The 25,021-nt window shown below is 61.5% G+C and carries 24 protein-coding genes and 1 tRNA gene; 21 read left to right on the top strand and 4 right to left on the bottom strand.

Annotated features, from left to right (window positions below):
- Positions 1 to 56: 56 nt before the first annotated feature.
- A complete protein-coding gene (gene rne, locus J5X93_RS18625) occupies positions 57 to 3,245 on the bottom strand; it encodes a ribonuclease E (RefSeq protein WP_250033809.1) in 3,189 nt (1,062 codons plus the stop codon).
- 907 nt (positions 3,246 to 4,152) lie between these two features.
- Between rne and rluC the strand changes: the two genes are divergently transcribed.
- Genes rluC through J5X93_RS18610 form a run of 3 tightly spaced genes read left to right on the top strand, consistent with a single transcriptional unit; the run spans position 4,153 to position 6,790 of the window.
- Positions 4,153 to 5,109, top strand: coding sequence for a 23S rRNA pseudouridine(955/2504/2580) synthase RluC (gene rluC, locus J5X93_RS18620; protein ID WP_043214399.1), 957 nt, complete (start codon positions 4,153 to 4,155; stop codon positions 5,107 to 5,109).
- A gap of 6 nt (positions 5,110 to 5,115) precedes the next feature.
- Positions 5,116 to 5,805 carry an HAD family hydrolase gene (locus tag J5X93_RS18615; RefSeq protein WP_182815985.1) on the top strand — a complete coding sequence of 230 codons (690 nt, stop codon included), beginning with the start codon at positions 5,116 to 5,118 and terminating at the stop codon, positions 5,803 to 5,805.
- Positions 5,798 to 6,790, top strand: a complete 993-nt coding sequence (locus J5X93_RS18610) for a S49 family peptidase (protein ID WP_090343782.1) — start codon at positions 5,798 to 5,800, stop codon at positions 6,788 to 6,790. Before J5X93_RS18615 ends, J5X93_RS18610 begins: the two co-directional genes overlap by 8 nt.
- 82 nt (positions 6,791 to 6,872) lie before the next feature.
- Here the strand turns inward: J5X93_RS18610 and J5X93_RS18605 are convergent, their stop codons facing one another.
- A complete protein-coding gene (locus J5X93_RS18605; protein WP_070573263.1) occupies positions 6,873 to 7,451 on the bottom strand; it encodes a Maf family protein in 579 nt (192 codons plus the stop codon).
- Positions 7,452 to 7,547: 96 nt separating this feature from the next.
- On the opposite strand from J5X93_RS18605, the gene J5X93_RS18600 reads away from it, so the two are divergent.
- The 17 genes from J5X93_RS18600 (at position 7,548) to J5X93_RS18520 (ending at position 21,259) form a co-directional block, all read left to right on the top strand.
- Positions 7,548 to 8,075, top strand: coding sequence for a YceD family protein (locus tag J5X93_RS18600; RefSeq protein WP_043214407.1), 528 nt, complete (start codon positions 7,548 to 7,550; stop codon positions 8,073 to 8,075).
- Between the two features lie 13 nt (positions 8,076 to 8,088).
- A complete protein-coding gene (gene rpmF, locus J5X93_RS18595) occupies positions 8,089 to 8,271 on the top strand; it encodes a 50S ribosomal protein L32 (protein ID WP_008096416.1) in 183 nt (60 codons plus the stop codon).
- A gap of 3 nt (positions 8,272 to 8,274) precedes the next feature.
- Positions 8,275 to 9,285, top strand: a complete 1,011-nt coding sequence (gene plsX / locus J5X93_RS18590) for a phosphate acyltransferase PlsX (RefSeq protein ID WP_090343783.1) — start codon at positions 8,275 to 8,277, stop codon at positions 9,283 to 9,285.
- Between the two features lie 124 nt (positions 9,286 to 9,409).
- Complete coding sequence (gene fabD, locus J5X93_RS18585; protein ID WP_043214410.1) at positions 9,410 to 10,348, top strand: ACP S-malonyltransferase; 939 nt, start codon at positions 9,410 to 9,412, stop codon at positions 10,346 to 10,348.
- Positions 10,349 to 10,364: 16 nt separating this feature from the next.
- Positions 10,365 to 11,105, top strand: a complete 741-nt coding sequence (fabG, locus tag J5X93_RS18580; RefSeq protein ID WP_043214411.1) for a 3-oxoacyl-ACP reductase FabG — start codon at positions 10,365 to 10,367, stop codon at positions 11,103 to 11,105.
- Positions 11,106 to 11,311: 206 nt separating this feature from the next.
- Positions 11,312 to 11,548 carry an acyl carrier protein gene (gene acpP, locus J5X93_RS18575; RefSeq protein WP_043214413.1) on the top strand — a complete coding sequence of 79 codons (237 nt, stop codon included), beginning with the start codon at positions 11,312 to 11,314 and terminating at the stop codon, positions 11,546 to 11,548.
- Between the two features lie 152 nt (positions 11,549 to 11,700).
- On the top strand, positions 11,701 to 12,945 hold the full coding sequence (fabF, locus tag J5X93_RS18570) for a beta-ketoacyl-ACP synthase II (protein ID WP_043214415.1): 1,245 nt from the start codon (positions 11,701 to 11,703) through the stop codon (positions 12,943 to 12,945).
- A complete protein-coding gene (pabC, locus tag J5X93_RS18565) occupies positions 12,945 to 13,766 on the top strand; it encodes an aminodeoxychorismate lyase (RefSeq protein ID WP_090343785.1) in 822 nt (273 codons plus the stop codon). The genes fabF and pabC overlap by 1 nt, the downstream gene beginning before the upstream one ends.
- Positions 13,767 to 13,769: 3 nt before the next feature.
- On the top strand, positions 13,770 to 14,927 hold the full coding sequence (gene mltG / locus J5X93_RS18560) for an endolytic transglycosylase MltG (RefSeq protein WP_043214419.1): 1,158 nt from the start codon (positions 13,770 to 13,772) through the stop codon (positions 14,925 to 14,927).
- 9 nt (positions 14,928 to 14,936) lie between these two features.
- Positions 14,937 to 15,569: a dTMP kinase gene (gene tmk / locus J5X93_RS18555; RefSeq protein ID WP_090343787.1), complete on the top strand. Its 633-nt coding sequence runs from the start codon at positions 14,937 to 14,939 to the stop codon at positions 15,567 to 15,569.
- Positions 15,562 to 16,548, top strand: coding sequence for a DNA polymerase III subunit delta' (locus tag J5X93_RS18550; RefSeq protein WP_090343789.1), 987 nt, complete (start codon positions 15,562 to 15,564; stop codon positions 16,546 to 16,548). The genes tmk and J5X93_RS18550 overlap by 8 nt, the downstream gene beginning before the upstream one ends.
- Before the next feature lie 33 nt (positions 16,549 to 16,581).
- Entirely contained in the window at positions 16,582 to 17,367 is a 786-nt protein-coding gene (locus J5X93_RS18545) for a TatD family hydrolase (protein ID WP_090343791.1), read from the top strand.
- 392 nt (positions 17,368 to 17,759) lie between these two features.
- Positions 17,760 to 18,395, top strand: coding sequence for a TetR/AcrR family transcriptional regulator (locus J5X93_RS18540; protein ID WP_043215450.1), 636 nt, complete (start codon positions 17,760 to 17,762; stop codon positions 18,393 to 18,395).
- A gap of 104 nt (positions 18,396 to 18,499) precedes the next feature.
- Entirely contained in the window at positions 18,500 to 19,468 is a 969-nt protein-coding gene (locus J5X93_RS18535) for a GTP 3',8-cyclase MoaA (protein WP_043215448.1), read from the top strand.
- Between the two features lie 66 nt (positions 19,469 to 19,534).
- Complete coding sequence (locus J5X93_RS18530) at positions 19,535 to 20,140, top strand: DUF4823 domain-containing protein (RefSeq protein WP_043215446.1); 606 nt, start codon at positions 19,535 to 19,537, stop codon at positions 20,138 to 20,140.
- Between the two features lie 10 nt (positions 20,141 to 20,150).
- Positions 20,151 to 20,708 (top strand): DUF1285 domain-containing protein, encoded by a 558-nt coding sequence (locus J5X93_RS18525; RefSeq protein ID WP_090343793.1) that lies wholly within the window; start codon positions 20,151 to 20,153, stop codon positions 20,706 to 20,708.
- A gap of 137 nt (positions 20,709 to 20,845) precedes the next feature.
- Entirely contained in the window at positions 20,846 to 21,259 is a 414-nt protein-coding gene (locus tag J5X93_RS18520; protein ID WP_250033806.1) for a cupin domain-containing protein, read from the top strand.
- A gap of 62 nt (positions 21,260 to 21,321) precedes the next feature.
- On the opposite strand, the gene J5X93_RS18515 is transcribed toward J5X93_RS18520, so the two are convergent.
- A tRNA-Asn gene (locus J5X93_RS18515) sits at positions 21,322 to 21,397 on the bottom strand.
- A gap of 62 nt (positions 21,398 to 21,459) precedes the next feature.
- On the bottom strand, positions 21,460 to 22,656 hold the full coding sequence (locus tag J5X93_RS18510) for an amino acid aminotransferase (protein WP_102082656.1): 1,197 nt from the start codon (positions 22,654 to 22,656) through the stop codon (positions 21,460 to 21,462).
- Between the two features lie 287 nt (positions 22,657 to 22,943).
- Here J5X93_RS18510 and uvrB point away from each other — a divergent pair, with 287 nt between their 5' ends.
- On the top strand, positions 22,944 to 24,959 hold the full coding sequence (gene uvrB / locus J5X93_RS18505) for an excinuclease ABC subunit UvrB (RefSeq protein ID WP_043215438.1): 2,016 nt from the start codon (positions 22,944 to 22,946) through the stop codon (positions 24,957 to 24,959).
- The last annotated feature ends 62 nt before the right edge of the window (positions 24,960 to 25,021 follow it).

Here is a 25,021-nt window from a genome sequence, read left to right as displayed (position 1 = left end):
AATGAAAAAGCCCCGCCAGTCCACACTGGCGGGGCTTTTTCATTCAACCGATGGCATCAACCGTGATTAGGTTTCTGCTCATCGGTGGTCGCCAGCGCTTCGGCAGCCTGTGCCTCGGCGGCAGCCTTGGCAGCGGCTTCGGCTTCGCGCTTGCGGCGACGCACTTCACGTGGGTCGTTCGGTGCGCGGCCGTTTGGCAGCATCACAGTGGCAGGCTCGGCCGGAGCCGGGGCTTGCTCTTGTACGCTGGCCTGGACAGCTACCGGAGCGGGCTCGGCCACTTCCGGCTTGGCCTCGGCAGCCTCGGCAGGCTGCTCGGCAACCGGTGCTGGTGCGGCTTGCTGCTCAAAGGCAGGGGCTTGCTCAGCTTCGCCGGATTCCACGACAGCAGCTTCTGTAACCGCTTCGGTAGTTGGCGCTTCGACGACCGGTTGTGGGACCACTTCGACCACGGGCTCGGCGCTTGGCTCGGTCACCGCGACCGGCTCGCTGAGCGGTTGTTCGACCACGGGTGCGATGGCGAGCTCTTGAGCCTGGTCGATCTGCTCGACGACCTGCTCGGCAGGTTGGGCAGCTTCCTGGGCTTGGGCAACCACGTTGGTAGCCTGTTCGGCCTGCTGGTTGGCCTGGGCTTCGGCTTCGGCACTGATGTTGCTGGAGGCAACGGCAGCGGTGACGGCAAGGCCAGCGGCCAGCTCTGCACCCAGCTCGGTAGCCTGGTGTTGCTGTGCTGGTTGCTCTTCGCCGGTGGCTTCGTCTTCACCACCTTCGATCAGCTCGCCATTGGCATTGCGTTGGCGCTCGCGACGGTTGCTGCGACGACGCTGGCCGCGGGAGCGACGACGTGGGCGTTCGCCATCGGCGCCGTCCTGTTGCTCTTCCTGCAGCAGCTCTTCGTTTGGCAGTTGTTCCTCGGCGGCCTCGGCGACCTCGGTACCTGCGCGAGGCTGACGCTCTTCACGAGGTGCGCGCGGTTGACGCTCTTCGCGTTCGGCGCGCTCTTCGCGTGGTGCGCGTTCTTCGCGCGGGGCACGCTCTTCACGAGGTGCACGCTCTTCACGTGGCTGACGTTCTTCACGAGGCTGACGTTCTTCGCGCGGTTGGCGCTCTTCACGTGGCGCACGTTCCTCGCGGGCTACACGTTCTTCGCGCGGGGCACGTTCTTCACGTGGCTGGCGCTCTTCACGGACGGTAGGGGCGGCATCCAGAGGTTCACGCAGTTCGCGCACGCGCTCTTCACGGTTGCCGCGGCGGTCTTCGCGCGGCTGACGTGCTTGGCGCTCTTCGCGTGGAGCACGCTCCTCACGGGGGGCGCGTTCTTCACGCGGGGCACGCTCTTCACGTGGCTGACGCTCTTCGCGCGGGGCGCGCTCGCTGCGTTCTTCGCGTGGTTTGCGGTCTTCGTCGCGACGGCCGTTGCGATTGCGGCTCTGCTGACGACCGTTGCGGCGCTCTTCGTTGCGCTGTGGGCGCTCGGCAGCCGGTTTCTCGGTGTTGGCGACCGGTGCGGCTACAGGTTCGTCCTTACCGGCGAACAGGCTTACCAGCGATTTGACCAAGCCTTTGAACAGGCTTGGCTCCGGAGCGCTTGGTGCCGGTGCGACTGGTGCGGCCGGTGCCGGCTCGGGTGTGCTGGGTACCGGCGCGTTGGCGCGGGCCGGGGCGGTCTTGACCGCGGCTTCCTGGCGAACCAGGGTACGGGTGGCAGTCGGCTGCGGCGCTTCTTCGGTTTCGGCTGCGGCGATCTCGTAGCTGGACTGGTTGTTCAGCACGTCCGGATTGTCGTCGCGCAGGCGCTGGACTTCGAAGTGCGGCGTTTCCAGGTGATCGTTCGGCAGGATGATGATGCGGGCGCGGGTGCGCAGTTCGATCTTGGTGATCGAGTTGCGTTTTTCGTTGAGCAGGAAAGCTGCAACCGGGATCGGTACCTGGGCGCGTACCTCGGCGGTACGATCTTTCAGGGCTTCTTCCTCGATCAGGCGCAGGATGGCCAGGGACAGCGACTCGACGTCACGGATGATGCCGGTGCCGGAGCAGCGTGGGCAGACGATGCCGCTGCTCTCGCCCAGGGAAGGACGCAGGCGCTGACGGGACATTTCCAGCAGGCCGAAGCGCGAGATGCGGCCAACCTGGACGCGGGCGCGGTCGGCCTCGAGGCATTCACGCACGCGCTCTTCAACGGCGCGCTGGTTCTTGGCCGGGGTCATGTCGATGAAGTCGATGACGATCAGGCCGCCGATGTCACGCAGACGCAGTTGGCGGGCGATTTCCTCGGCCGCTTCCAGGTTGGTCTGCAGGGCGGTTTCTTCGATGTCGCTGCCTTTGGTGGCGCGCGCCGAGTTGATGTCGATGGAGACCAGGGCCTCGGTCGGGTCGATGACGATGGAGCCACCGGAGGGCAGGTCGACCACACGCTGGAAGGCGGTCTCGATCTGGCTTTCGATCTGGAAGCGATTGAACAGCGGGACGCTGTCTTCGTACAGCTTGACCTTGCTGGCGTACTGCGGCATGACTTGGCGGATGAAGGTCAGGGCTTCTTCCTGGGCGTCAATGCTGTCGATCAGCACTTCGCCGATGTCCTGGCGCAGGTAGTCGCGGATGGCGCGGATGATGACATTGCTTTCCTGGTAGATCAGGAAAGGTGCGGCGCGATCTTGGGAGGCCTCCTTGATGGCGGTCCACAGTTGCAGGAGGTAGTCGAGGTCCCACTGCATTTCTTCGCTGCTGCGGCCAAGGCCGGCAGTGCGCACGATCAGGCCCATGTCGCCTGGGACGGTCAGGCCGTTGAGGGCTTCGCGCAGCTCATTGCGCTCTTCGCCTTCGATGCGACGGGAGATGCCGCCGGCACGTGGGTTGTTGGGCATCAGCACCAGGTAGCGACCGGCCAAGCTGATGAAAGTGGTGAGGGCGGCGCCTTTGTTGCCGCGCTCTTCCTTCTCGACCTGGACGATGACTTCCTGGCCTTCGCTCAACACTTCTTTAATGTTGACGCGGCCTTCTGGCGCCTTCTTGAAGTATTCGCGGGAGATTTCCTTGAGCGGCAGGAAGCCGTGACGTTCGGAGCCGAAATCGACGAAAGCGGCTTCGAGGCTGGGTTCGATCCGGGTGATCCGGCCTTTGTAGATGTTGGCCTTCTTCTGCTCGCGCGCCCCGGATTCGATATCCAGGTCGTAGAGACGTTGGCCATCCACCAGGGCTACACGCAACTCTTCGGGTTGAGTTGCGTTAATCAGCATTCTTTTCATGTTGTACCGTCGGTTTCCGGGCTGCCGGAAACGGCGTTCGGCACACACGACTTCTCATGGTCGGTGCCAAGGTGCGCAAAGGGTGGCGGGCCACCCCCGTGTCCAACGACATTCGGCACCAGCCGGTTGCCCAGCCTGCCGTGGTCGCGACGACGCGTCCTGTTTTGCGGTGCCTGGCGGCCGGTGTGGTCGAACCGAGTACTTCATCTCGGTGCCTGGGCTTGCCTCGCTGCATTGCCATTGCTCGGCGTAGCTTGGCTACGACGGGGCGTGGCGCCTTGCCTGGCAAACCCTGGCACTCGAAGGTGAATCCTCGAACAACCGTACAGGCCACTTGCACTCAGTCAGGAGGAGGAATCAGCCGTGGGCCGTGGACACTTTCGGGGGTGTCTGCGAAGCCCGGGTCCGCTTGCCAGGCCAGCCTGGGGCTGGTGGCCGGATGCCGTGCTACACGGTCCGAGGTCTGTGCATCTCCACCCTGCACGTATCCCTGATAGTTCGGGTGCTGCCGCGCGCTGAATCCGCAACGGGTTGCATTTTTCGTCAGTTCCGATTCGGGAACTGGCGCCATTTATGTCCAAGGCAGGTATTTCCGAAGCATTCGCCGGGCGATGCGTGCAAGCGCCAAGGGGCGGGCAGAGGTACGGCGAAAAGAAGCGGGTAAGCAGGTGAAACACCGCACTTGTCGTTTTTTTTCGGTCTTCTCTACACGGCGCTGGTGGCGATTCCAGGCATTTCGGTAAACTGGCGAAAACCCCGTCGGACGGCCTCGCGTCCTCGAGAATTGCGATGGTCAGGGGCGGGCCTGGAGCCTGCTGCCGCTGGCCTGCCGCTTTTGGCGGCGTTCGCGACTATAGCAGCAATGATTAAGTGCTTCAATTCCATAAAAAATTGTTATGATTCCTCCATGACGACCAATACCCCTCCGACTTCCGGCGTTCAGCTGATCGAAGTCGCGCCGGAGCTTGCCGGCCAACGCATCGACAATTTCCTCATCACGGCCCTCAAAGGCGTGCCCAAGACCTTGGTTTACCGCATCCTGCGTAAAGGCGAGGTGCGGGTCAACAAAGGGCGGATCAAGCCTGAGTACAAACTGCAGGCTGGCGACATCGTACGAGTGCCGCCTGTCCGTCTGCCTGAGCGCGACGAGCCGGCGCCGGTGGCCCAAGGCCTTTTGCAGCGTCTGGAGGCGGCTATTGTCTATGAAGACAAGGCGCTGATCGTGCTCAACAAGCCAGCCGGCATTGCCGTGCATGGCGGCAGTGGTCTGAGCTTCGGCGTGATCGAGGCGCTGCGTCAGCTGCGTCCGGATGCCAAGGAGCTGGAGCTGGTGCATCGCCTCGATCGTGACACCTCCGGGCTGCTCATGATCGCCAAGAAGCGCAGCATGCTGCGCCATCTGCATGCCGCGTTGCGTGGCGACGGTGTCGACAAGCGGTACATGGCGTTGGTGCGTGGCCACTGGCCAACGTCCAAGAAGCAGGTCAGCGCGCCGCTGCAAAAGAGCAACCTGCGCTCCGGCGAGCGCATGGTCGAAGTCGATGAGGAGGGCAAGGAAGCGCTGACGCTGTTCCGCGTCCTGCGTCGCTTCGGCGACTTCGCGACCATGGTCGAGGCGCGTCCGGTGACGGGGCGTACCCACCAGATTCGTGTCCATACCTTGCATGCCGGGCATAGCATCGCCGGGGACAGCAAGTATGGTGACGAAGACTTCTCCAAGGAGATTCGCGATCTGGGTGGCAAGCGTCTGTTCCTGCATGCCTATGCCCTGACCGTGCCGCTGCCCGATGGCGGTGAGCTCAAGCTCGAGGCTCCGGTGGATGAGGTCTGGTCCAAGACTGTGGAACGCTTGAGTGCGACTTGATCGTTCATGAATAAACCCTATGAGTTGTTGATCTTCGATTGGGACGGCACCCTGGCCGATTCCATTGGGCGTATCGTCGAGGCCATGAATGCCGCGGCTGAGCGTGCCGGCGAAGCCTCCAGCAGCGATGCTGCGATCAAGGGCATCATCGGTCTGGCGCTGGGGGAGGCGATCTCCACGCTATATCCTCACCTGGATGCCGTTCAGGTCGAGGTTTTCCGGCAGCACTACGCCGATATCTACATGGCCCTGGATCAACAGCCTTCGCCGTTGTTCGATGGCGTGGTCGAGTCGTTGGAGGCTTTTCGTGCCGACGGCTACCGTCTGGCGGTAGCCACCGGCAAGGCGCGTCGTGGTCTGGATCGGGTGCTCAAGGCCAATGGCTGGGAACGTTACTTCGACATTACCCGTGCCGCCGACGAGACGCGCGGCAAGCCACATCCGCTGATGCTCGAGCAGATCCTGGCTCACTGCCAGGTCGAACCCCATCAGGCGCTGATGGTCGGAGACTCTGCATTCGACTTGCAAATGGCCAGCAACGCCGGGATGCATTCGGTTGCGGTGGGATATGGTGCTATGTCATTGCAGGCCTTGAGCGAATTCGGTCCACAGGTGTGCATCGATCATTTTTCACAATTGCGCGAGTGGCTCGCTTGTTCGCGCACGGTCAATTCCAAGGTAGGTAAGCATGGCTGATGAGTGGCGGGCGCCCGAGCCCGAAGAGTCGGAAGGACGTGAGGAGCGCAAGAGCTGGAAGTTGCTGGAAAAAACCCTGCTTGCAGGTGTCCAGGAGCAGCGTCGGGCGCGGCGCTGGGGCATTTTCTTCAAGCTGCTGACCTTCGTTTACCTGTTCGGGCTGTTGGTGCTGTTCACGCCCATGATGGATGTGGACAAGGCTGCGTCGCGCAGTGCCAACCATACAGCGCTGGTAGAGGTGCGTGGCATGATTGCCGACGAGGAGCCAGCCAGTGCCGACAATATCATCAAGAGTCTGCGAGACGCCTTCAAGGATGCCAAGACCAAGGCTGTGATCATGCGCATCAATAGTCCTGGCGGCAGTCCTGTGCAGTCGGGTTACGTTTACGACGAGATCCGCCGACTGCGTGCTGAATACCCTGCGATCAAGCTTTATGCGGTGATTGCCGACCTGGGCGCGTCGGGGGCTTATTACATTGCCAGTGCGGCTGATGAAATTTATGCCGACAAGGCGAGTCTGGTGGGCTCCATCGGTGTGACCGCTGCAGGTTATGGCTTTGTCGGCACCATGGAAAAACTGGGTGTGGAGCGGCGGACCTACACCGCAGGCGAGCACAAGGCGTTCCTGGATCCGTTCTCGCCGCAAAAGCCAGAAGAGACCGCGTTCTGGCAGGGCGTGCTCGATACCACGCATCGTCAGTTCATCGCCATGGTCAAGCAGGGGCGCGGCGATCGCCTGAAGGACAAGGAGCATCCAGAGCTGTTCAGTGGCCTGGTCTGGTCGGGCGAGCAGGCCAAGGAACTGGGGCTGGTGGATGGGTTGGGCAGTGCCAGCTACGTGGCGCGTGAGATCGTGGGCGAGAAGGAGTTGGTGGACTTCACTGTCCAGGAGTCGCCGTTCGATCGCTTCTCCAAGCGCTTGGGTGCCAGCGTGGCTGAGCGCCTGGCTATGTGGATGGGTTTCCAAGGGCCATCGCTGCGCTGACATCAAGCCCGCTCCAGTCATTGGGCATCGCTCGCGCATGTGAGGCGATGCCCCCAGGGGCTGGGTTACTTCGTTCAGACCTTCAGGGAATCTGCACACCTTCTTTCAAAAGCATGTCGACCAGTCGGATCAGCGGTAGCCCGATCAGGCTGGTTGCATCGCAGCCGTGGGTGCTCTGGAACAAGCTTACCCCCAGGCCTTCGGCCTTGAAGCTGCCTGCGCAATCCAGAGGCTGTTCCGCTGCCACATAGCGCTCCACGCTTTCGCGATCGAGTTCGCGCAAATTTACGGTAAAGGGCACGCAATCCACCTGGCATTGGCCTGTGGTGCTGTTGAGTAGCGCCAGGCCGGTGAGAAAGGTGACCTGCTGGCCGCTGGCGGCCAGCAGTTGTTCGCAGGCGCGTTCGAAGGTATGTGGCTTGCCCAGGATCTGCTCGCCGAGCACCGCTACCTGGTCGGAGCCGATGATCAGATGGTCGGGGTGGCTGGCCGCAAGCGCCTCGGCTTTCTGGCGGGCCAGGCGACGAACCAAAGTGGTGGCCGGCTCGTCATCCAGGCGCCGCTCGTCTATATCGGGGCTTGCCCAGCTGAAGGGCAGGTGCAGGCGCTCAAGCAGTTCGCGCCGGTAGGGGGAGCTGGAAGCCAGTAACAGGGGAAGCATGGTAGACTCCTGGGCAGATGAACCAAATTCTAACATGTGAGATGCCGCCGAATTTCCTTTGACAGGGGCGGGGGGCATCCCTAGAATGCTGCGCCTATGTTGAATGACCCGATTCCACCTCACGTTGACCCGCGCAAATTGGCCGATCGTGGCGTAACCATCCAAGGTTCGCTGCAACTCGCTGATTTGGAAAGACTCTGCGACCCGCTGTCCGACGATGTCGGTACGGTGCAGGCGAAGTTCGATTTTGAGCGAGACGAGCAAGGCGCTGTGGTGTTTCACAGCGAACTCGATGTCGAAGTCAAGATGGTTTGCCAGCGTTGTCTTGAGCTGGTCACCCTGCCGATTCACAGTGAATGTACGTACGCTGTGGTGAAGGAGGGTGCGAATACCCAGTCGTTGCCGAAAGGCTATGACGTGCTGGAACTGGGCGAAGATCCTTTGGATCTGCAGGCGTTGATCGAGGAAGAGCTCTTGCTCGCCTTGCCTATCGTGCCTGCTCATCATCCGGAAGAATGCCAGCAGCCGGCGGGCGCAGATGAGCCCGAATCGAGCAAGGACGAGGTATCGCGGTCCAACCCGTTCAGTGTTTTGGCGCAGTTAAAGCGTGACCCAAACGTTTAGGAGTTAATCAATTATGGCTGTTCAGCAGAACAAAAAATCCCGCTCTGCCCGTGACATGCGCCGTTCCCACGACGCCCTGTCGGAAAACGCGCTGTCCGTAGAGAAGAGCACCGGTGAAGTACACCTGCGCCACCACGTTTCGCCAGAAGGCGTATACCGTGGTCGCAAAGTGATCGACAAGGGCGCTGACGAGTAATCCTTGTCCGCTCAGATCATCGCGATCGACGCAATGGGCGGGGACTTCGGTCCCCGCAGCATTGTTCAGGCAAGTATTGCTTGCCTCTCGGCTACCCCCTCGTTACACCTGACCCTCGTCGGTCAACCCTCCCTCCTCGAAGATCTTGTCAGCAGTCTGCCGGCTGCGGATCGCGCGCGCCTGCAAATCGTAGCGGCAAGCGAAGTGGTGGGTATGGACGAGCGGCCATCACAGGCATTGCGGGGTAAACCTGACTCGTCGATGCGCGTCGCCCTGGAACTGGTGCGTGATGGCAAGGCGCAGGCCTGCGTGAGCGCCGGAAATACCGGTGCGCTCATGGCGCTGTCGCGCTTCGTGCTCAAGACGCTGCCGGGCATCGACCGGCCGGCTATGGTGGCGGCGATCCCCACGCAGGCAGGGTATTGCCAGCTGTTGGATCTTGGCGCCAATGTCGATTGCAGCGCCGAGAACCTCTATCAGTTCGCCGTGATGGGATCAGTGGCCGCCCAGGCGCTGGGAATCCATCGTCCGCGGGTAGCGCTGCTCAATGTTGGCACCGAGGACATCAAAGGTAATCAGCAGGTCAAGCTTGCAGCGAGCCTTTTGCAGAATGCTCGCGGGCTCAACTACATTGGTTTCGTCGAGGGCGATGGCCTCTACCGTGGTGAGGCCGATGTGGTGGTGTGCGACGGTTTCGTCGGCAATATCCTGCTCAAGTCCAGCGAAGGTCTGGCCACCATGATCGGTGCGCGCATCGAGGCGCTATTCAAGGGGAGTGTGTTGGCCCGGGCTGCTGGTGCCATGGCCATGCCCCTGCTCAAGCGACTGCAGGCCGACCTGGCCCCGGCGCGGCACAATGGCGCGAGCTTCCTCGGTCTACAAGGTATCGTCATCAAGAGCCATGGTTCTGCCGGAGTGCAGGGCTTCCAGAGCGCCATCCAGCGTGCGCTGATCGAAATCCAGGAGAACCTGCCGCAACGCCTGCATGGTCGCCTGGAAGATCTCTTGCTTTAATTCCCGCCGTGAAATGGTTAAATGTGACCGCTTGGTCTCTTTTCCCATCCAAGTTTTCAGTTTCCGCGTCCAGCCCTGGGCTCGACGCACCCTATCCGACGACAAGATCATAAGGGCTTGTTCAATGTCTGCATCCCTCGCATTCGTCTTTCCCGGTCAAGGTTCCCAGTCGCTGGGCATGCTCGCCGAACTCGGCGCAGAGAAACCGGTAATCGTCGAGACCTTCAAGGAGGCTTCCGAGGCTCTGGGCTATGACCTGTGGCAGCTGGTCCAGCAAGGTCCGGAGGAACAACTCAACCAAACCGACAAAACCCAGCCGGCAATCCTCACTGCATCCATTGCCCTGTGGCGCCTGTGGCTGGAAGAGGGTGGTGCGCAACCAGCCTTCGTTTCCGGCCATAGCCTGGGCGAGTACAGCGCGTTGGTCGCTGCTGGCAGCCTGAGCCTGAAAGATGCCGTTCGCCTGGTCGAGCGTCGTGGCCAGCTCATGCAAGAGGCCGTTCCTGCAGGTCACGGTGCCATGGCGGCAATCTTGGGCCTGGATGATGCCGATGTTGTGGCGATCTGTGCAGAAGCGGCTGAAGATGAAGTGGTCAGCGCGGTCAACTTCAACTCGCCAGGCCAGGTGGTCATCGCCGGCAACAAGGCCGCGGTGGATCGCGCCATGGAACTGTGCAAGGCCAAGGGTGCCAAGCGTGCGCTGCCGCTGGCGGTCAGCGTGCCATCGCACTGTGCATTGATGAAGCCTGCCGCCGAGCGCTTCGCCGAGGCGGTCAACGCCATCGAGTGGAAGGCCCCGCAGATTCCGGTCGTGCAGAATGTCACCGCCGCGATCGCCGCCGACCTGACTGCCCTCAAGCAGGACTTGCTGGCCCAGCTGTACCAGCCTGTGCGTTGGGTCGAGTGCGTGCAGACCCTGGCCGCCAATGGTGCGGTCAACCTGGTCGAGTGTGGCCCTGGTAAAGTCCTGGCTGGTCTGAACAAGCGGTGCGCCGATGGCGTGACCACCTACAACCTCAATACCCCTGACGCCGTCGCCGCCGCCCGTGCGGCGCTGGCCTGAAACTGGAGAAGCTTGCATGAGCCTGCAAGGTAAAGTTGCCCTGGTCACCGGCGCCAGCCGCGGTATCGGCCAGGCTATCGCCCTGGAACTGGGCCGCCAGGGCGCGACCGTGATCGGCACCGCTACCTCGGCCTCGGGTGCCGAACGTATCGCCGCGACCCTGAAGGAACACGGCATCAATGGCACCGGCATGGAGCTGAATGTGACCAGCGACGAGTCGGTCAGTGCCGTGCTCGCGGCCATCGGTGAGCAGTTCGGCGCACCGGCCATCTTGGTCAACAACGCGGGTATCACCCGCGATAACCTGATGCTGCGCATGAAGGATGATGAGTGGTTCGACGTGGTCGACACCAACCTCAACAGCCTCTACCGTCTGTCCAAGGGCGTGCTGCGCGGCATGACCAAGGCACGCTGGGGTCGTATCATCAGCATCGGCTCGGTCGTCGGTGCCATGGGTAACGTCGGTCAGGTCAACTATGCTGCCGCCAAGGCCGGTTTGGAAGGCTTCAGTCGTGCCTTGGCGCGTGAAGTGGGCTCGCGCAACATCACCGTCAACTCGGTGACTCCGGGCTTCATCGATACCGATATGACCCGTGAGCTTCCAGAAGCACAGCGCGAAGCTCTGCAGTCGCAGATTCCGCTGGGTCGTCTGGGTCACGCCGACGAGATCGCCAAGGTGGTTTCCTTCCTGGCATCCGATGGCGCGGCCTACGTGACGGGCGCCACCGTGCCGGTCAACGGCGGGATGTACATGTAAAAACCTGCAGCACCAATGTGACGGATTGCTTCAAAAAAGTGTCATACACGGAGCCTAAAATCCGTTATAAAGCTGCAACCAGATTCCAGGCAGAGGGTCAGGTGTCTTCGAGATCGGCGCGTTCCGCTTGAAAAGCAGGCGTCTTTCTATAAACTTGGTCACCGGCCAGCTGCCTGACATATGTCCATTAGGAGTGAAAACTAGGTATGAGCACCATCGAAGAACGCGTCAAGAAAATCGTCGCCGAGCAACTGGGCGTCAAGGAAGAGGAAGTGACTGCTGAGAAGTCCTTCGTCGATGACCTGGGTGCCGATTCGCTTGACACCGTTGAGCTGGTGATGGCTCTGGAAGAGGAATTCGAGACCGAAATCCCTGACGAAGAAGCCGAGAAGATCACTACCGTTCAAGCTGCTATCGACTACGTCAAAAGCCACCAGGCCTAAGACGCAGTAGTCGACGCTTCTTGTCGGGAAAAACCGCACTGCCTTTGCCGGCGTGCGGTTTTTTCTTTGCGAGTGTCGAGAGCCTGTTGCCATTTCATTCCATTGCCTGAATGCAATGGCAAGAGACTCTGTTATTAGAAGAGGAGAGTACTGTGTCGCGTAGACGCGTCGTGGTCACCGGTATGGGTATGCTGTCGCCACTGGGTACCGATGTACCGAGCACTTGGCAGGGCATTCTGGCTGGCCGCAGTGGCATTGGGCCGATCGAACACACGGACCTGTCTGCCTATACCACCCGTTTTGGCGGCTCGGTGAAGGGCTTTGAGGTTGAGCAGTACCTGTCGGCCAAGGAAGCTCGCAAGCTCGACCTGTTCATCCAGTACGGCCTGGCGGCCGGTTTCCAGGCGGTACGCAATGCCGGCCTGGAAGTCACCGACGCCAACCGCGAGCGTATCGGCGTGGCCATGGGCTCGGGCATCGGCGGCCTGACCAACATCGAAGAAACCAGTCGCACCTTGCATGATCAAGGGCCGCGGCGGATTTCGCCGTTCTTCGTGCCGGGTTCGATCATCAATATGATCTCGGGCTTCCTGTCGATCCACCTGGGTCTGCAGGGACCGAACTACGCTATCGCCACTGCATGCACCACCGGCACCCACTGCATCGGCATGGCCGCGCGCAACATCGCCTACGGTGAAGCCGACGTGATGATCGCCGGCGGTGCCGAAATGGCAGCCTGTGGTCTGGGCATGGGGGGCTTTGGCGCCTCCCGTGCACTGTCGACGCGCAATGATGAGCCGACCCGCGCCAGCCGTCCATGGGACAAAGGCCGTGATGGCTTCGTGCTTTCCGATGGTGCTGGTGCCCTGGTTCTCGAAGAGCTCGAGCATGCCAAGGCCCGAGGCGCGACGATCTATGCCGAGCTGGTTGGCTTTGGCATGAGCGGGGATGCCTACCACATGACTTCGCCGCCCGACACCGGTGATGGCGCTGCGCGCTGCATGACCAATGCCCTGCGTGACGCTGGCATTCAGCCGGAAGAGGTCAGCTACATCAACGCCCATGGTACCTCGACCCCGGCGGGCGACATCGCCGAAGTGGCCGCGATCAAGCGGGTGTTCGGCGAGCACGCCTACAAGCTGGCCGTGAGCTCGACCAAGTCGATGACCGGCCACCTGCTGGGCGCCGCCGGTGCGGTGGAAGCGATCTTCAGCGTACTGGCGATCAACAGCCAGATGGCGCCGCCGACCATCAATCTGGACGAGCCGGACGACGGCTGCGACCTTGACTTCGTGCCTCACGAAGCCCGCAGCATGCCTATCGATGTAGTGTTGTCCAACTCCTTCGGCTTTGGCGGGACCAACGGTTCGCTGGTGTTCCGCCGGTTCGTCGGCTGATGCACAGTTGGATCGACGGCCAGGCCGCGACTGCACTCAATCTGCAGAACCGCGGCTTGGCCTATGGCGATGGCCTGTTCGAGACCATCGCCGTGCGTGCGGGCAGGCCTAGCCTGCTCACGCAGCACCTTGATCGCCTGGCATTGGGTTGCCAGCGACTGGCGATCGAGGCTGACCTGCCACTGATCCGTGGCGAAATCATCGCTTACGCCAGCCAGCTCGGTGAAGGCGTGGCCAAGCTGATCCTCACCCGTGGCGACAGCCTGCGTGGCTATGCACCTGCTGCCGGTGCCGCGCCCCGTCGTATCCTCCAGGGCAGCCCGTTGCCTGCCTATCCTCGGGAAAACGCCGAACACGGCATACGGCTGTTCGACTGCCAGACCCGCCTGGCGGAACAACCGCTGCTGGCCGGGCTCAAACACCTGAACCGCTTGGAGCAGGTATTGGCCCGCAGTGAATGGCAAGGCACCGATCACGCCGAAGGGCTGATGCGCGACATGCAAGGGCGGCTGATCGAGGGGGTGTACAGCAACCTGTTCCTGGTGCGCGACGGTGTGCTGCTGACGGCGGACCTGAGCCGCTGCGGTGTCGCGGGCGTGATGCGTGCGGCGTTGCTCGAGCAGGCCGCAGCACTCGGTGTCCAGACCCAGGTGCGCGACCTCGCGTTGGCGGAGTTGGAGCAGGCTGACGAAGTGTTCCTGTGCAATAGTGTGTATGGCCTCTGGCCGGTGCGCGAATTCGCGGCACTCAAGCTTAACTGGTCGCCAGGCCCGCTCACCCGTAAACTGCAGGCCGTTGCCCGTACGTTACTGGAAACCTGATTCGTGAGACGCAAATTCCTGCTGCTGCTGGAAATGGGGTTGATCCTGGCTGGCCTTGCTGTGGGCTGGTCGGCCTGGAAGGTCAACTCGGTTCTGGAGCAGCCTCTGCACGTGACGCAGGAGCAACTGCTCGACGTGCCCAGCGGCACCACCCCTAATCGTATGTTCTATCGCATGCAGAGCGAAGGACTGCTCGATGATGCCGTCTGGCTGCGCCTGTACTGGCGTTTCAACATGGCCGGCACCCCATTGCACACCGGCGAATATCGTCTGTCTCCGGGCATGACCGTGGCCGAACTGTTCGAGGCCTGGCGCCGGGCCGATGTGGTGCAGTACAACCTGACCCTGGTCGAGGGCTGGACCTTCCGCCAGGTGCGCGCCGCAGTGGCCAAGCACGAAAAGGTCAAACACACCCTTGACGGCCTGTCCGACGCCGAGGTGATGGAAAAGCTGGGGCATACCGGCGTGTTTCCTGAAGGTCGTTTCTTCCCCGACACCTACCGTTTCGTGCGGGGCATGAGCGATGTCGAGCTGCTGCAGCAAGCCTACATGCGCCTGGAGGAAGTCCTGGCCAAGGAATGGGCCGAGCGGGCCACTGATTTGCCTTATCGTGACCCATACCAAGCGCTGATCATGGCATCGCTGGTGGAAAAGGAAACCGGTATTCCCCAAGAGCGCGGGCAGATCGCCGGTGTGTTCGTGCGTCGTCTGCGCCTGGGCATGATGCTGCAGACCGACCCGACCGTGATCTACGGCATGGGTGAGCGCTATAACGGCAAGATCACCCGGGCCGACCTACGTGAGCCGACGCCCTACAACACCTACACCATGACGGGCTTGCCGCCGACACCGATCGCCATGGTCGGTCGCGAGGCGATCCATGCCGCGCTGAACCCCTCCGATGGCACGAGCTTGTATTTCGTCGCCCGCGGCGATGGCAGCCATGTGTTCTCGGATGACTTGGATGATCACAATAGCGCGGTGCGTGAGTTCCAGCTCAAGCGCCGCTCCGATTACCGCTCCAGCCCCGCGCCGCAGACGCAGCCGGATGCGAGCGAGCAGGCGCCGGCCGAGTCGGGTCAGAACCCGATCCCTGAGGGCGATGCACCTGCCAGCGACCCTGCGCCGGGCGATGCGCCGGCACCTGACGAACAACAGTAAGGACTGCCAGTGAGCGGCTTGTTTATTACCCTGGAAGGCCCCGAAGGCGCGGGCAAAAGTACCAATCGCGAATACCTGGCCGAGCGTTTGCGCGAGCAAGGGCTGGACGTGGTCATGACCCGCGAACCCGGTGGTACGCCGCTGGCCGAGCGGATCCGCGAACTGTTGCTGGCGCCCAGTGACGAGATCATGGCGGTCGATACCGAACTGCTGCTGATGTTCGCCGCCCGCGCTCAGCACCTGGATCAGGTCATTCGTCCTGCTCTGGCGCGTGGTGCGGTGGTGCTTTGCGATCGCTTCACCGACGCCACCTATGCCTATCAAGGCGGCGGCCGGGGGCTGCCCCAGGCGCGTATCGCTACCTTGGAAACCTTTGTCCAGGGCTCGTTGCGTCCGGATCTGACTCTGGTGTTCGACCTGCCGGTCGAGGTCGGCCTGGCGCGCGCTGCTGCCCGTGGTCGCCTGGACCGCTTCGAGCAGGAAGGCCAGGCCTTCTTCGAGGCTGTGCGGCAGGCGTATCTGCAGCGAGCCCAAGGCGCCCCTCAGCGCTATAGCGTGCTGGATGCCGCACAACCGCTGGAGGCTGTGCAGCGTGCCATCGACGCACTGTTGCCTGGCATTTTGGAGCGGTGCCGTGGCTGAAGCCTATCCCTGGCAGCAGGGGCTTTGGGAGCAACTGTCTGGACGTGCTCAGCACGCCCATGCCTACCTCCTGCACGGGCCGCAGGGCATCGGTAAACGCGCCTTGGCCGAGCGCCTGATGGCGCGCCTGCTATGTCAACAGCCCCAGGGGCTGGATGCCTGTGGCCAGTGCAAGTCGTGTCTGCTGCTCAAGGCGGGGAGCCATCCGGACAACTTCGTGCTAGAGCCCGAAGAGGCCGACAAGCCGATCAAGATCGACCAGGTGCGTGAGCTGGTGTCCTTCGTGGTGCAGACTGCCCAACAGGGCGGGCGCAAGGTGGTGCTGATCGAGCCGGTCGAGGCAATGAACGTCAATGCATCGAACGCCTTGCTCAAGAGCCTGGAGGAACCCTCCGGCGACACCGTGTTGCTACTGGTCAGTCATCAGCCGAGCCGCTTGCTGCCGACTATCAAGAGCCGTTGCCAGCAGATCGCATGCCCGCAACCAAGCCTGGCTCAAAGCCAGGCTTGGTTGGCCGGTGCCTTGCCCGAGAGCAGCGCTGAGGAGCGCGATGAGCTACTGGCCCTCGCTGCTGGCTCGCCGTTGATGGCTGTCAGTCTGCAGGCACAAGGCGTGCGTGAACAGCGTGCGCTGGTCACCGAAGGGGTCAAGAAGCTGCTCAAGCAACAGCAATCGCCCAGTCAGCTCGCCGAGGCCTGGAACAACGTCCCTTTGCTCTTGTTGTTCGACTGGTTCTGTGACTGGTCGCACCTGATTCTGCGTTATCAATTGACCCAGGACGAAGAGGGGCTAGGCTTGGCCGATATGCGCAAGGTGGTTCAGTATCTGGCGCAGAAGAGCCGACAGGGCAGGGTGCTGGAGGTCCAGGCGTGGATTCTCGAACAGCGCCAGAAAGTACTGGCCAAGGCCAACCTCAATCGTGTCCTGCTGCTGGAAGCCTTGCTGGCCCACTGGGTCCAGTTGCCTGGCGCCCGCTGATACTTTCGTTTTCTCCATGTGTGCCGTCATCCCATGCTCGTAGATTCCCATTGCCATCTTGATCGTCTGGACCTCAGTGCCCACCAGGGCTCCCTCGATGCGGCGCTGCAGACCGCCCGGGAGCGGGGTGTCGGGCATTTTCTGTGTATCGGGGTGAGCGCCGAGAACGCCGCTGCCGTCAAAGCGCTGAGCGAGCAATACGCCGATGTGGATTGCTCGGTGGGGGTGCACCCGTTGGACCTTGCACCCGGTGAAACACCCGCGCTGGAGTGGCTGCTGCGTGAGCTGGCCCACCCCCACGTCGTCGCTATTGGCGAAACGGGTTTGGATTACCACTACGAGCCGGAGGCGGCAGCTTTGCAGCAGGCATCCTTCCGTCTGCACCTGGAGGCGTCGCGCCAGACCGGCAAGCCGGTGATCGTTCATACTCGCGCGGCACGGGCCGACACCTTGGCGTTGCTGCGTGAGGCCAACTTGCCCCAGGCCGGTGTGCTGCACTGCTTCACCGAAGACTGGGACATGGCCCGCCAAGCCTTGGACCTGGGTTATTACATCTCTTTGTCGGGCATTGTCACCTTCCGCAATGCCGATGCCCTGCGTGACGTCGCCCGTCAGGTGCCTGCCGACCGGCTGCTGGTCGAGACCGACTCGCCATACCTTGCGCCGATTCCATACCGGGGCAAGCCGAATCTGCCGCAATACGTGCGTGAAGTGGCCGAGTACGTGGCGTCGCTACGAGGTGTCAGCTATGCCCATTTGGCCGAGCAGACCACAGCCAACTTCAAGCGACTGTTCCCGCTGGCGCGGGTGGCTGGTTGATCCGAGTGCCCTGACCCTGCAACGCGCATGGGGATCCGGGCAAAAAAAACCCGGGTTCTGGGGGGGGAATCCGGGTTAAGACCATTAGGAGTAAAACAAAGGTACCGCGGTCCCTGGGCACCTTTATTGACGCGCCACTTGGGGGGATGCGCCGCGCCAACACTCCAAGTATTGGTCAGGTTTGGCACAGTGCCAGCGACAACTGGTCGTTTTTTAAACAGATTTGGAATACGCCTTGGAACCATTGGGCCATCCCTGTATGGCTGGGCGTATTTTCCAAAGGCTTGAGGGCTTCCTTGCACGTATCGTGATACACAGATGCTTGGATGATCCGTGCAATTTCCTGCAAGTTAGGCATAATAATCCGCTTCGATTGTCATCCAGTCCTTCCTATGCAGAAAGAACCTCGTAAGGTCCGTGAGTTTCGCCGCCGCGAACAAGAGATCCTCGATACCGCGCTCAAGCTGTTTCTCGAACAAGGGGAAGACAGCGTCACCGTCGAGATGATCGCCGACGCCGTGGGCATCGGCAAAGGCACGATCTACAAGCACTTCAAGTCCAAGGCGGAGATATACCTGCGCCTGATGCTCGACTATGAGCGTGACCTGAACGCGCTGTTGCATTCGGACGACGTCGACCGTGACAAGGAGGCCCTGTCGCGCGCCTATTTCGAGTTCCGCATGCGCGATCCGCAGCGCTACCGGCTGTTCGACCGCCTGGAAGAGAAAGTGGTCAAGGGCAACCAGGTGCCGGAGATGGTCGACGAACTGCACCGCATCCGTGCCTCCAATTTCGATCGCCTGACCCTCTTGATCAAGGGGCGCATCAGCGAGGGCAAGCTCGAGGACGTGCCGCCATACTTCCACTATTGCGCCGCCTGGGCGTTGGTGCATGGCGCCGTTGCGCTGTACCACTCACCCTTCTGGAGCAATGTACTGGAGGATCAGGAAGGTTTCTTCCAGTTCCTCATGGACATCGGCGTACGCATGGGCAACAAGCGCAAACGCGACCCGGAAATCGCAAACTGAAGGTCTGACCGGCCTTTCCCTGCACCGTCCGGCATTGAGGCTTGCAAAAACCTGATTTTTGAGTCAGGTTTTGCAGGCCCGATTCTTCCATGCCGGAGTCATTCATGATCGTCGATCGTCAAGGTAGGCGTTTTCGCAACCTGCGTGTCAGCCTGACGGCTGCTTGCAACTACGCCTGTACCTACTGTGTGCCTGATGGCAAGCGCCTGGTGGCGGCACAGGATGAACTCCCGGCGCAAACCCTGGCCCGCGGCGTAGCCTACCTGGTCGAGGCGGCTGGCATCGAGCGACTACGCATTACCGGGGGGGAGCCCTTGGTCAGTCCCCGCTTGGAAGGCTTTCTGGAGTCGGTGGCCAAGCTGGGGCTGGCCGAGATCGGACTGACCACCAATGGCCAGCTGCTTTCACGCAAGCTGCCGCTGTTGCTAGATGCTGGTATTCGCCGCCTGAATGTTTCCCTCGATACCCTCGATCCGCAGGCGTTTCGCCGAATTGCGCGCGGAGGTGACCTGCAGAGCGTGTTGACCGGCATGGCGCAAGCCAGTGCCGCTGGTATGAGCATCAAAGTGAACATGGTGCCGATGCGTGGGCAGAACCTCGATCAGGTGTTGCCGCTACTGGATTATTGCCTGGAGCGAGGATACGAGCTGCGCTTCATCGAGCTCATGCGCATGGGGCATCTGGCCCGCGATCACAACGCTTTTCTGCAGCAGTTCGTGAGCCTGGAGCAACTGCTTGGGTTGATCGGCCAAGTTCATGCCTATCAACAGGCGAGTGCCCCTATCGATGCCACTGCGATGCGTTATCGCATTCCCGGCAAAGGGCATTTCGGCGTGATTGCCAACGAGAGCGTGCCATTTTGCCGAACCTGCTCACGCCTGCGGTTGTCCTCCACGGGCTGGCTGCATGGCTGCTTGTCATCGGGTAATCGGCATTTTGTCGGCGATTTGCTCGACAAGCCGCGTCACCAGGCGCTTCCCAGCCTGCAGCGGTTATTGGTCAAGGCTTTGGCGGACAAGCAGGATGTGGCGTTTTCCGGTGGGGTGACGATCATGAAAGTGATCGGCGGTTGATTCTGGCGCAAAAGCTGCATCTGGCGGCTATTCGCCGGTTTTTCGTCGCCGGGTTCTGGAGGAATGATGCGTAGCCTGGTCTTGTCGCTCGCCCTGATGGCGTTGGGCGGCTGCATGAATGTCAGTGATATGGGAGAAGGCGTTCGGTACCACATGAGCGATGCTGGGCTGCTGGATCACAGCGAGACTCGGCGCAGCCTGTCGGTGCGTCTGCAACCAGATTCGTTCATCTTCATCGGCCAAGGCCACTTCGTACCGCCGGCCAAAGGTCCGGTTCCACGCCAGAACGCTGTGGCCGAGGAAGCCTACAAGAATTTTGTCGAGTACTTCCCGCTGGTACGTCGTGCACAGGGGCCGTTGGGGCTGGAGGAGGCGATTGCCGAGGCGCGCTCGGTTGGGGCCGATTACGTCCTGTACACTCGCTTCGCTCGTAGCGACGACCGCATCGGCAATGGGGACGAATGGTATGACGAGCAGGCTGTGGATCGTTTGGGCGTGGACACTGGCGTGGTACAGATGATGCTGATCGAGACTAGCACTCGCTATCTGATCGACACCGTACGTATCAAGAGCCGTGGCGGTTTGTTGACGTTCCACGACAATGCGCCGGAAGATTTGCTTGCTCAGCCCATGCGCGATTACGCTCGTAGTCTCGTGGGTATGAGTCGTTGAGGGCAGGGGCATGACAGGTAGCGGCAAGGCCAACGATCTTCTGGCGCAGATCCCCAAGGAGAAGGGCTTGCCGCCGGTGCATCTATGGAACCCTGACTTCTGCGGCGACATCGACATGCGCATCGCCCGGGATGGCACGTGGTATTACCTGGGCACACCTATCGGGCGCAAGCCGATGGTGCGGTTGTTCTCCACCATCATTCGCCGCGACGGCGATGACTATTTTCTGGTTACCCCGGTGGAGAAGGTCGGCATCCGCGTCGATGACGCACCGTTCGTCGCTGTCACGCTGGATGTGGAAGGCAGCGGCGAGCAACAGGTGCTGCGCTTTACCAGTAACGTCGACGATCAGGTCGCTGCTGGCAAGGACCATCCCCTACGTGTCGAAATCGATTCGCGAACCCAGGAACCTTCGCCTTATATCCTCATGCGCAGCAACCTCGAGGCGTTGATTCACCGCAACGTATTCTACCAATTGGTCGAGTTGGCGGTGCCGCGCGAGATCGACGGACAAGTGTGGCTGGGTGTCTGGAGTAGCGGCGAGTTCTATCCGATCGGTCGGCCTTGAAGAGCTGAAGGTTGATATGGGGCGCACAGCGGCCCAGGATCGACGCCGATCGGCCTCCTGCTTTTTCGCTGAATTGGCCATTTGCCCCTAGCGCATCGGGACATAACCTGCTGGCAATCGCCCATCAGGAGAAACCCATGAAAACCCTCCATCACTCCCTCGTCTTGCTGCTGTCCTTCGGCCTTTGGGGCCTACAAGCGCCAGCCTGGGCCCACGGTGAGCAGCCCAATCAGGTCAAGATCCTGCAAGAGCGGCTTCCCGGCAATGCGCCTGGCAAAAAAGCCGTCATGCTCACCGTCAGTTATGCACCGGGACAGGCCTCGCCGGCCCATCAGCACCCTGGCGCGGTTATGGCCTATGTACTCGAGGGGGCGGTGGCTTCCAAGCTCAATAATGAGCGAGAAAGGATCTACAAGGCAGGGGAGTACTGGTACGAGGCACCGGGTACCGTGCACAGTGTGTCGCGTAACGCCAGCCAGAGCCGGCCCGCCAAGCTGCTGGTTTGGAGTCTGGTCGATGAGGGCAAACCTGTCACCGAGCCACTGAAATAGAACGCAACGGCAGAAACGAAAAAACCTCCAGTGCTTGCGCGTCTGGAGGTTTTTTCAATGTTTGGCTCCGCGACCTGGACTCGAACCAGGGACCCAATGATTAACAGTCATTTGCTCTACCGACTGAGCTATCGCGGAATCTGCGCGTATCTTACTGATCGCCAGGGGGAAGTCAAGCTTCCCCCTGAGCAATCAATGAGTTACAGCACTTCGACGATGGCCTTGGTGACGACGTGGATGTTGCTCTGGTTCAACGCGGCAACGGCGATACGGCCAGTGTCCAGGGCATAGATACCGAAGTCGTTCTTCAGGCGGGCCACTTGTTCAACGGTCAGGCCCGAATAGGAGAACATGCCCACCTGGCGGCCCACGAAGCTGAAGTCGCGCTTGGCGCCGTACTGGGCCAGCAGCTCGACCATCTGCTTGCGCATGCCGTGGATACGCTCGCGCATCTCTCCCAGCTCCGCTTCCCACATTTGGCGCAGTTCAGCGTTGTTGAGCACGGTGGCGACGATGGTCGCGCCGTGAGTCGGCGGGTTGGAGTAGGTGGTGCGGATGACACGCTTGACCTGCGACAGCACACGGGTGCTTTCGTCTTTCGAGGCGGTGACGATCGACAGCGCACCAACGCGCTCGCCGTACAGCGAGAACGACTTGGAGAACGAGCTGGAAACGAAGAACTCCATGCCCGACTCGGCGAACAGGCGCACCGCGAAGGCGTCCTCAGCGATGCCGTCACCGAAGCCCTGGTAGGCCATGTCCAGGAAGGGCACGTGGCCCTTGGCTTTGACGACGTCCAGAACGTTTTTCCAATCGTCCAGGGTCAGGTCGACGCCGGTCGGGTTATGGCAGCAGGCGTGCAGCACGACGATGGAGCCGGAAGGCAGATTGTTCAGGTCCTCGAGCATGCCAGTGCGGTTGACGTCATTGCTCGGCGCATCGTAGTAGCGGTAGTTCTGCACCGGGAAGCCAGCGCTTTCGAACAGGGCGCGGTGGTTTTCCCAGCTCGGATCGCTAATGGCTACGACGGCGTTGGGCGAAATACGCTTGAGGAAGTCGGCGCCGATTTTCAGAGCACCGGTACCGCCAACGGCCTGTACGGTGACCACGCGGCCAGCGGCCAGCAGTGGCGACTCGGCGCCGAACAGCAGCTTCTGTACGGCCTGGTCGTAGGTGGCGATACCATCGATCGGCAGGTAGCCGCGCGAGGCGTGCTGGGCAGCACGCTGGGTCTCGGCTTCGATCACGGCGCGCAGCAGCGGAATGCGGCCTTCCTCATTGCAGTACACGCCTACACCCAGGTTGACCTTGTCGGTACGTGGGTCGGCGTTGAATGCTTCGTTGAGGCCCAGGATGGGGTCGCGGGGTGCCAGCTCGACAGCGGAAAACAGGCTCATTGTTACCTTGGCTCTGATTGGAGAGTGATAGGACGCGCACACTCCGGCCGAGTGCACAGAAGTGGTGCGCAAACGGGGAGTCAGTATAGTGATACCCATCGGTCACCGCGACAGTCTGGCGCAGGTTTTCCGGGCTTTTGTGCGAATATTTTTCAACCATTGGTCGAATTGCCCGGTCCACTGTAATGCGCGTTCGCAGCTTGACCTTGATTCTGGTCCCGGGCGAGCGCATTTGGGTATAGACTACTGGCTAAATTTACAGTTGCTGCGTTACCGCGAGGTCCGTCATGTCCGAGTTCCAACTCGTCACCCGTTTCCAGCCGGCCGGCGACCAGCCCGAAGCCATCCGACTGATGGTCGAAGGCATCGAGGCTGGGCTTTCGCACCAGACCCTGCTGGGCGTGACCGGCTCGGGCAAGACCTTCAGCATCGCCAATGTCATCCAGCAGGTCCAGCGTCCGACCCTGGTACTGGCACCGAACAAGACCCTGGCGGCGCAGTTGTACGGCGAGTTCAAGGCGTTCTTTCCGAACAACGCAGTGGAGTATTTCGTCTCCTACTACGACTACTACCAGCCTGAGGCCTACGTGCCCTCGTCCGACACCTTCATCGAGAAGGACGCCTCGATCAACGATCACATCGAGCAGATGCGACTGTCGGCTACCAAAGCCTTGCTGGAACGCCGCGACGCGATCATCGTCACCACGGTGTCCTGCATCTACGGCCTGGGTAGCCCCGAGACCTACCTGAAGATGGTCCTGCACGTCGATCGTGGCGATAAACTCGACCAGCGCGCACTGCTGCGCCGCCTGGCGGACCTGCAATACACCCGCAACGAGATGGACTTCGCCCGTGCCACTTTCCGCGTGCGTGGGGATGTGGTGGATATCTTCCCGGCCGAATCGGACCTTGAGGCCATCCGCATCGAGCTGTTCGACGATGAGGTGGAGAACATCGCCGCATTCGACCCGCTCACCGGCGAGGTCTTCCGTAAGCTGCCGCGCTTCACCTTCTACCCCAAGAGCCACTACGTCACGCCACGCGAGACCTTGCTCGAGGCAGTGGAGGGCATCAAGGAAGAACTCAAGGACCGCCTGGACTACCTACAGAAGGCGAACAAGCTGGTAGAAGCCCAGCGTCTGGAGCAGCGCACCCGCTTTGACCTGGAGATGATCCTCGAGCTTGGTTACTGCAACGGCATCGAAAACTACTCGCGCTACCTGTCCGGCCGACCGGCCGGCGCGCCGCCACCGACTCTGTACGACTACCTGCCGGCGGACGCGTTGCTGGTTATCGATGAATCCCACGTCAGCGTTCCCCAGGTCGGTGCGATGTACAAGGGCGACCGCTCGCGCAAAGAAACTCTGGTGGAGTACGGCTTCCGTCTGCCATCGGCCCTGGACAACCGCCCCATGCGCTTTGACGAGTGGGAGGCCGTCAGCCCGCAGACCATCTTTGTCTCGGCCACCCCCGGTCCGTACGAGGCCGAGCACGCCGGGCGGGTGGTGGAGCAGGTGGTGCGCCCCACCGGCCTAGTGGATCCGCAGGTGGAGGTGCGGCCGGCCCTGACCCAGGTCGATGACCTGCTGTCGGAAATCCGCAAGCGCGTGGGTGCTGGCGAGCGGGTGCTGGCCACCACCCTGACCAAGCGCATGGCCGAGGACCTTACCGACTACCTGGCCGATCACGACGTGCGGGTACGCTACCTGCACTCGGACATCGATACTGTCGAACGGGTCGAGATCATCCGTGACCTGCGCTTGGGTACATTCGACGTGCTGGTGGGCATCAACCTGTTGCGCGAGGGCCTGGACATGCCCGAGGTGTCTCTGGTGGCCATCCTGGATGCCGACAAGGAAGGTTTCCTGCGTTCGGAACGCTCCCTGATCCAGACTATCGGCCGCGCCGCACGTAACCTCAACGGCAAGGCGATCCTTTATGCCGACCAGGTCACCGGCTCCATGCAACGGGCCATCGACGAGACCGAGCGACGCCGGGCCAAGCAGATCGAATTCAACCTGGCCCACGGCATCGTGCCCAAAGGCGTGGTCAAGGACATCACCGACATCATGGAAGGCGCAAGCGTTCCGGGCGGACGCAGCAAGAAGCGCAAGAGCATGGCCAAGGCAGCGCAAGAGAGCGCCCGCAACGAGGCTGAGTTGCAGACGCCGGCGCAGATCACCAAGCGCATCAAGCAATTGGAAGAGAAGATGTTCCAGTACGCCCGCGACCTGGAGTTCGAGGCGGCCGCCCAATTGCGCGACGAGATCACCCAACTGCGCGATCGATTAATAGTGAGTTGATCGCTCGAGTGCCTGTAAGACTTCTTCGCGGATTTGCCCGCGAAAAGGGCAGGCGACACCCA

The organism is Pseudomonas sp. BYT-1, assembly GCF_023611805.1.
In the GTDB taxonomy this organism is placed as follows: domain Bacteria; phylum Pseudomonadota; class Gammaproteobacteria; order Pseudomonadales; family Pseudomonadaceae; genus Aquipseudomonas; species Aquipseudomonas guariconensis.
This window is presented reverse-complemented; position numbering and strand designations above follow the sequence as displayed.

Excerpts from the sequence above, each read along its gene's own strand:
- J5X93_RS18610 (WP_090343782.1), top strand. The coding sequence starts at position 5,798 with ATGGCTGATGAGTGGCGGGCGCCCGAGCCCGAAGAGTCGGAAGGACGT.
- J5X93_RS18525 (WP_090343793.1), top strand. The coding sequence starts at position 20,151 with ATGACAGGTAGCGGCAAGGCCAACGATCTTCTGGCGCAGATCCCCAAG.
- fabG (WP_043214411.1), top strand. The coding sequence starts at position 10,365 with ATGAGCCTGCAAGGTAAAGTTGCCCTGGTCACCGGCGCCAGCCGCGGT.
- rne (WP_250033809.1), bottom strand. The coding sequence starts at position 3,245 with ATGAAAAGAATGCTGATTAACGCAACTCAACCCGAAGAGTTGCGTGTA.
- acpP (WP_043214413.1), top strand. The coding sequence starts at position 11,312 with ATGAGCACCATCGAAGAACGCGTCAAGAAAATCGTCGCCGAGCAACTG.
- J5X93_RS18540 (WP_043215450.1), top strand. The coding sequence starts at position 17,760 with ATGCAGAAAGAACCTCGTAAGGTCCGTGAGTTTCGCCGCCGCGAACAA.
- fabD (WP_043214410.1), top strand. The coding sequence starts at position 9,410 with ATGTCTGCATCCCTCGCATTCGTCTTTCCCGGTCAAGGTTCCCAGTCG.
- J5X93_RS18530 (WP_043215446.1), top strand. The coding sequence starts at position 19,535 with ATGCGTAGCCTGGTCTTGTCGCTCGCCCTGATGGCGTTGGGCGGCTGC.
- J5X93_RS18535 (WP_043215448.1), top strand. The coding sequence starts at position 18,500 with ATGATCGTCGATCGTCAAGGTAGGCGTTTTCGCAACCTGCGTGTCAGC.
- J5X93_RS18510 (WP_102082656.1), bottom strand. The coding sequence starts at position 22,656 with ATGAGCCTGTTTTCCGCTGTCGAGCTGGCACCCCGCGACCCCATCCTG.
- J5X93_RS18615 (WP_182815985.1), top strand. The coding sequence starts at position 5,116 with ATGAATAAACCCTATGAGTTGTTGATCTTCGATTGGGACGGCACCCTG.
- J5X93_RS18545 (WP_090343791.1), top strand. The coding sequence starts at position 16,582 with ATGCTCGTAGATTCCCATTGCCATCTTGATCGTCTGGACCTCAGTGCC.
- J5X93_RS18600 (WP_043214407.1), top strand. The coding sequence starts at position 7,548 with ATGTTGAATGACCCGATTCCACCTCACGTTGACCCGCGCAAATTGGCC.
- J5X93_RS18520 (WP_250033806.1), top strand. The coding sequence starts at position 20,846 with ATGAAAACCCTCCATCACTCCCTCGTCTTGCTGCTGTCCTTCGGCCTT.
- pabC (WP_090343785.1), top strand. The coding sequence starts at position 12,945 with ATGCACAGTTGGATCGACGGCCAGGCCGCGACTGCACTCAATCTGCAG.
- rluC (WP_043214399.1), top strand. The coding sequence starts at position 4,153 with ATGACGACCAATACCCCTCCGACTTCCGGCGTTCAGCTGATCGAAGTC.
- J5X93_RS18605 (WP_070573263.1), bottom strand. The coding sequence starts at position 7,451 with ATGCTTCCCCTGTTACTGGCTTCCAGCTCCCCCTACCGGCGCGAACTG.
- uvrB (WP_043215438.1), top strand. The coding sequence starts at position 22,944 with ATGTCCGAGTTCCAACTCGTCACCCGTTTCCAGCCGGCCGGCGACCAG.
- rpmF (WP_008096416.1), top strand. The coding sequence starts at position 8,089 with ATGGCTGTTCAGCAGAACAAAAAATCCCGCTCTGCCCGTGACATGCGC.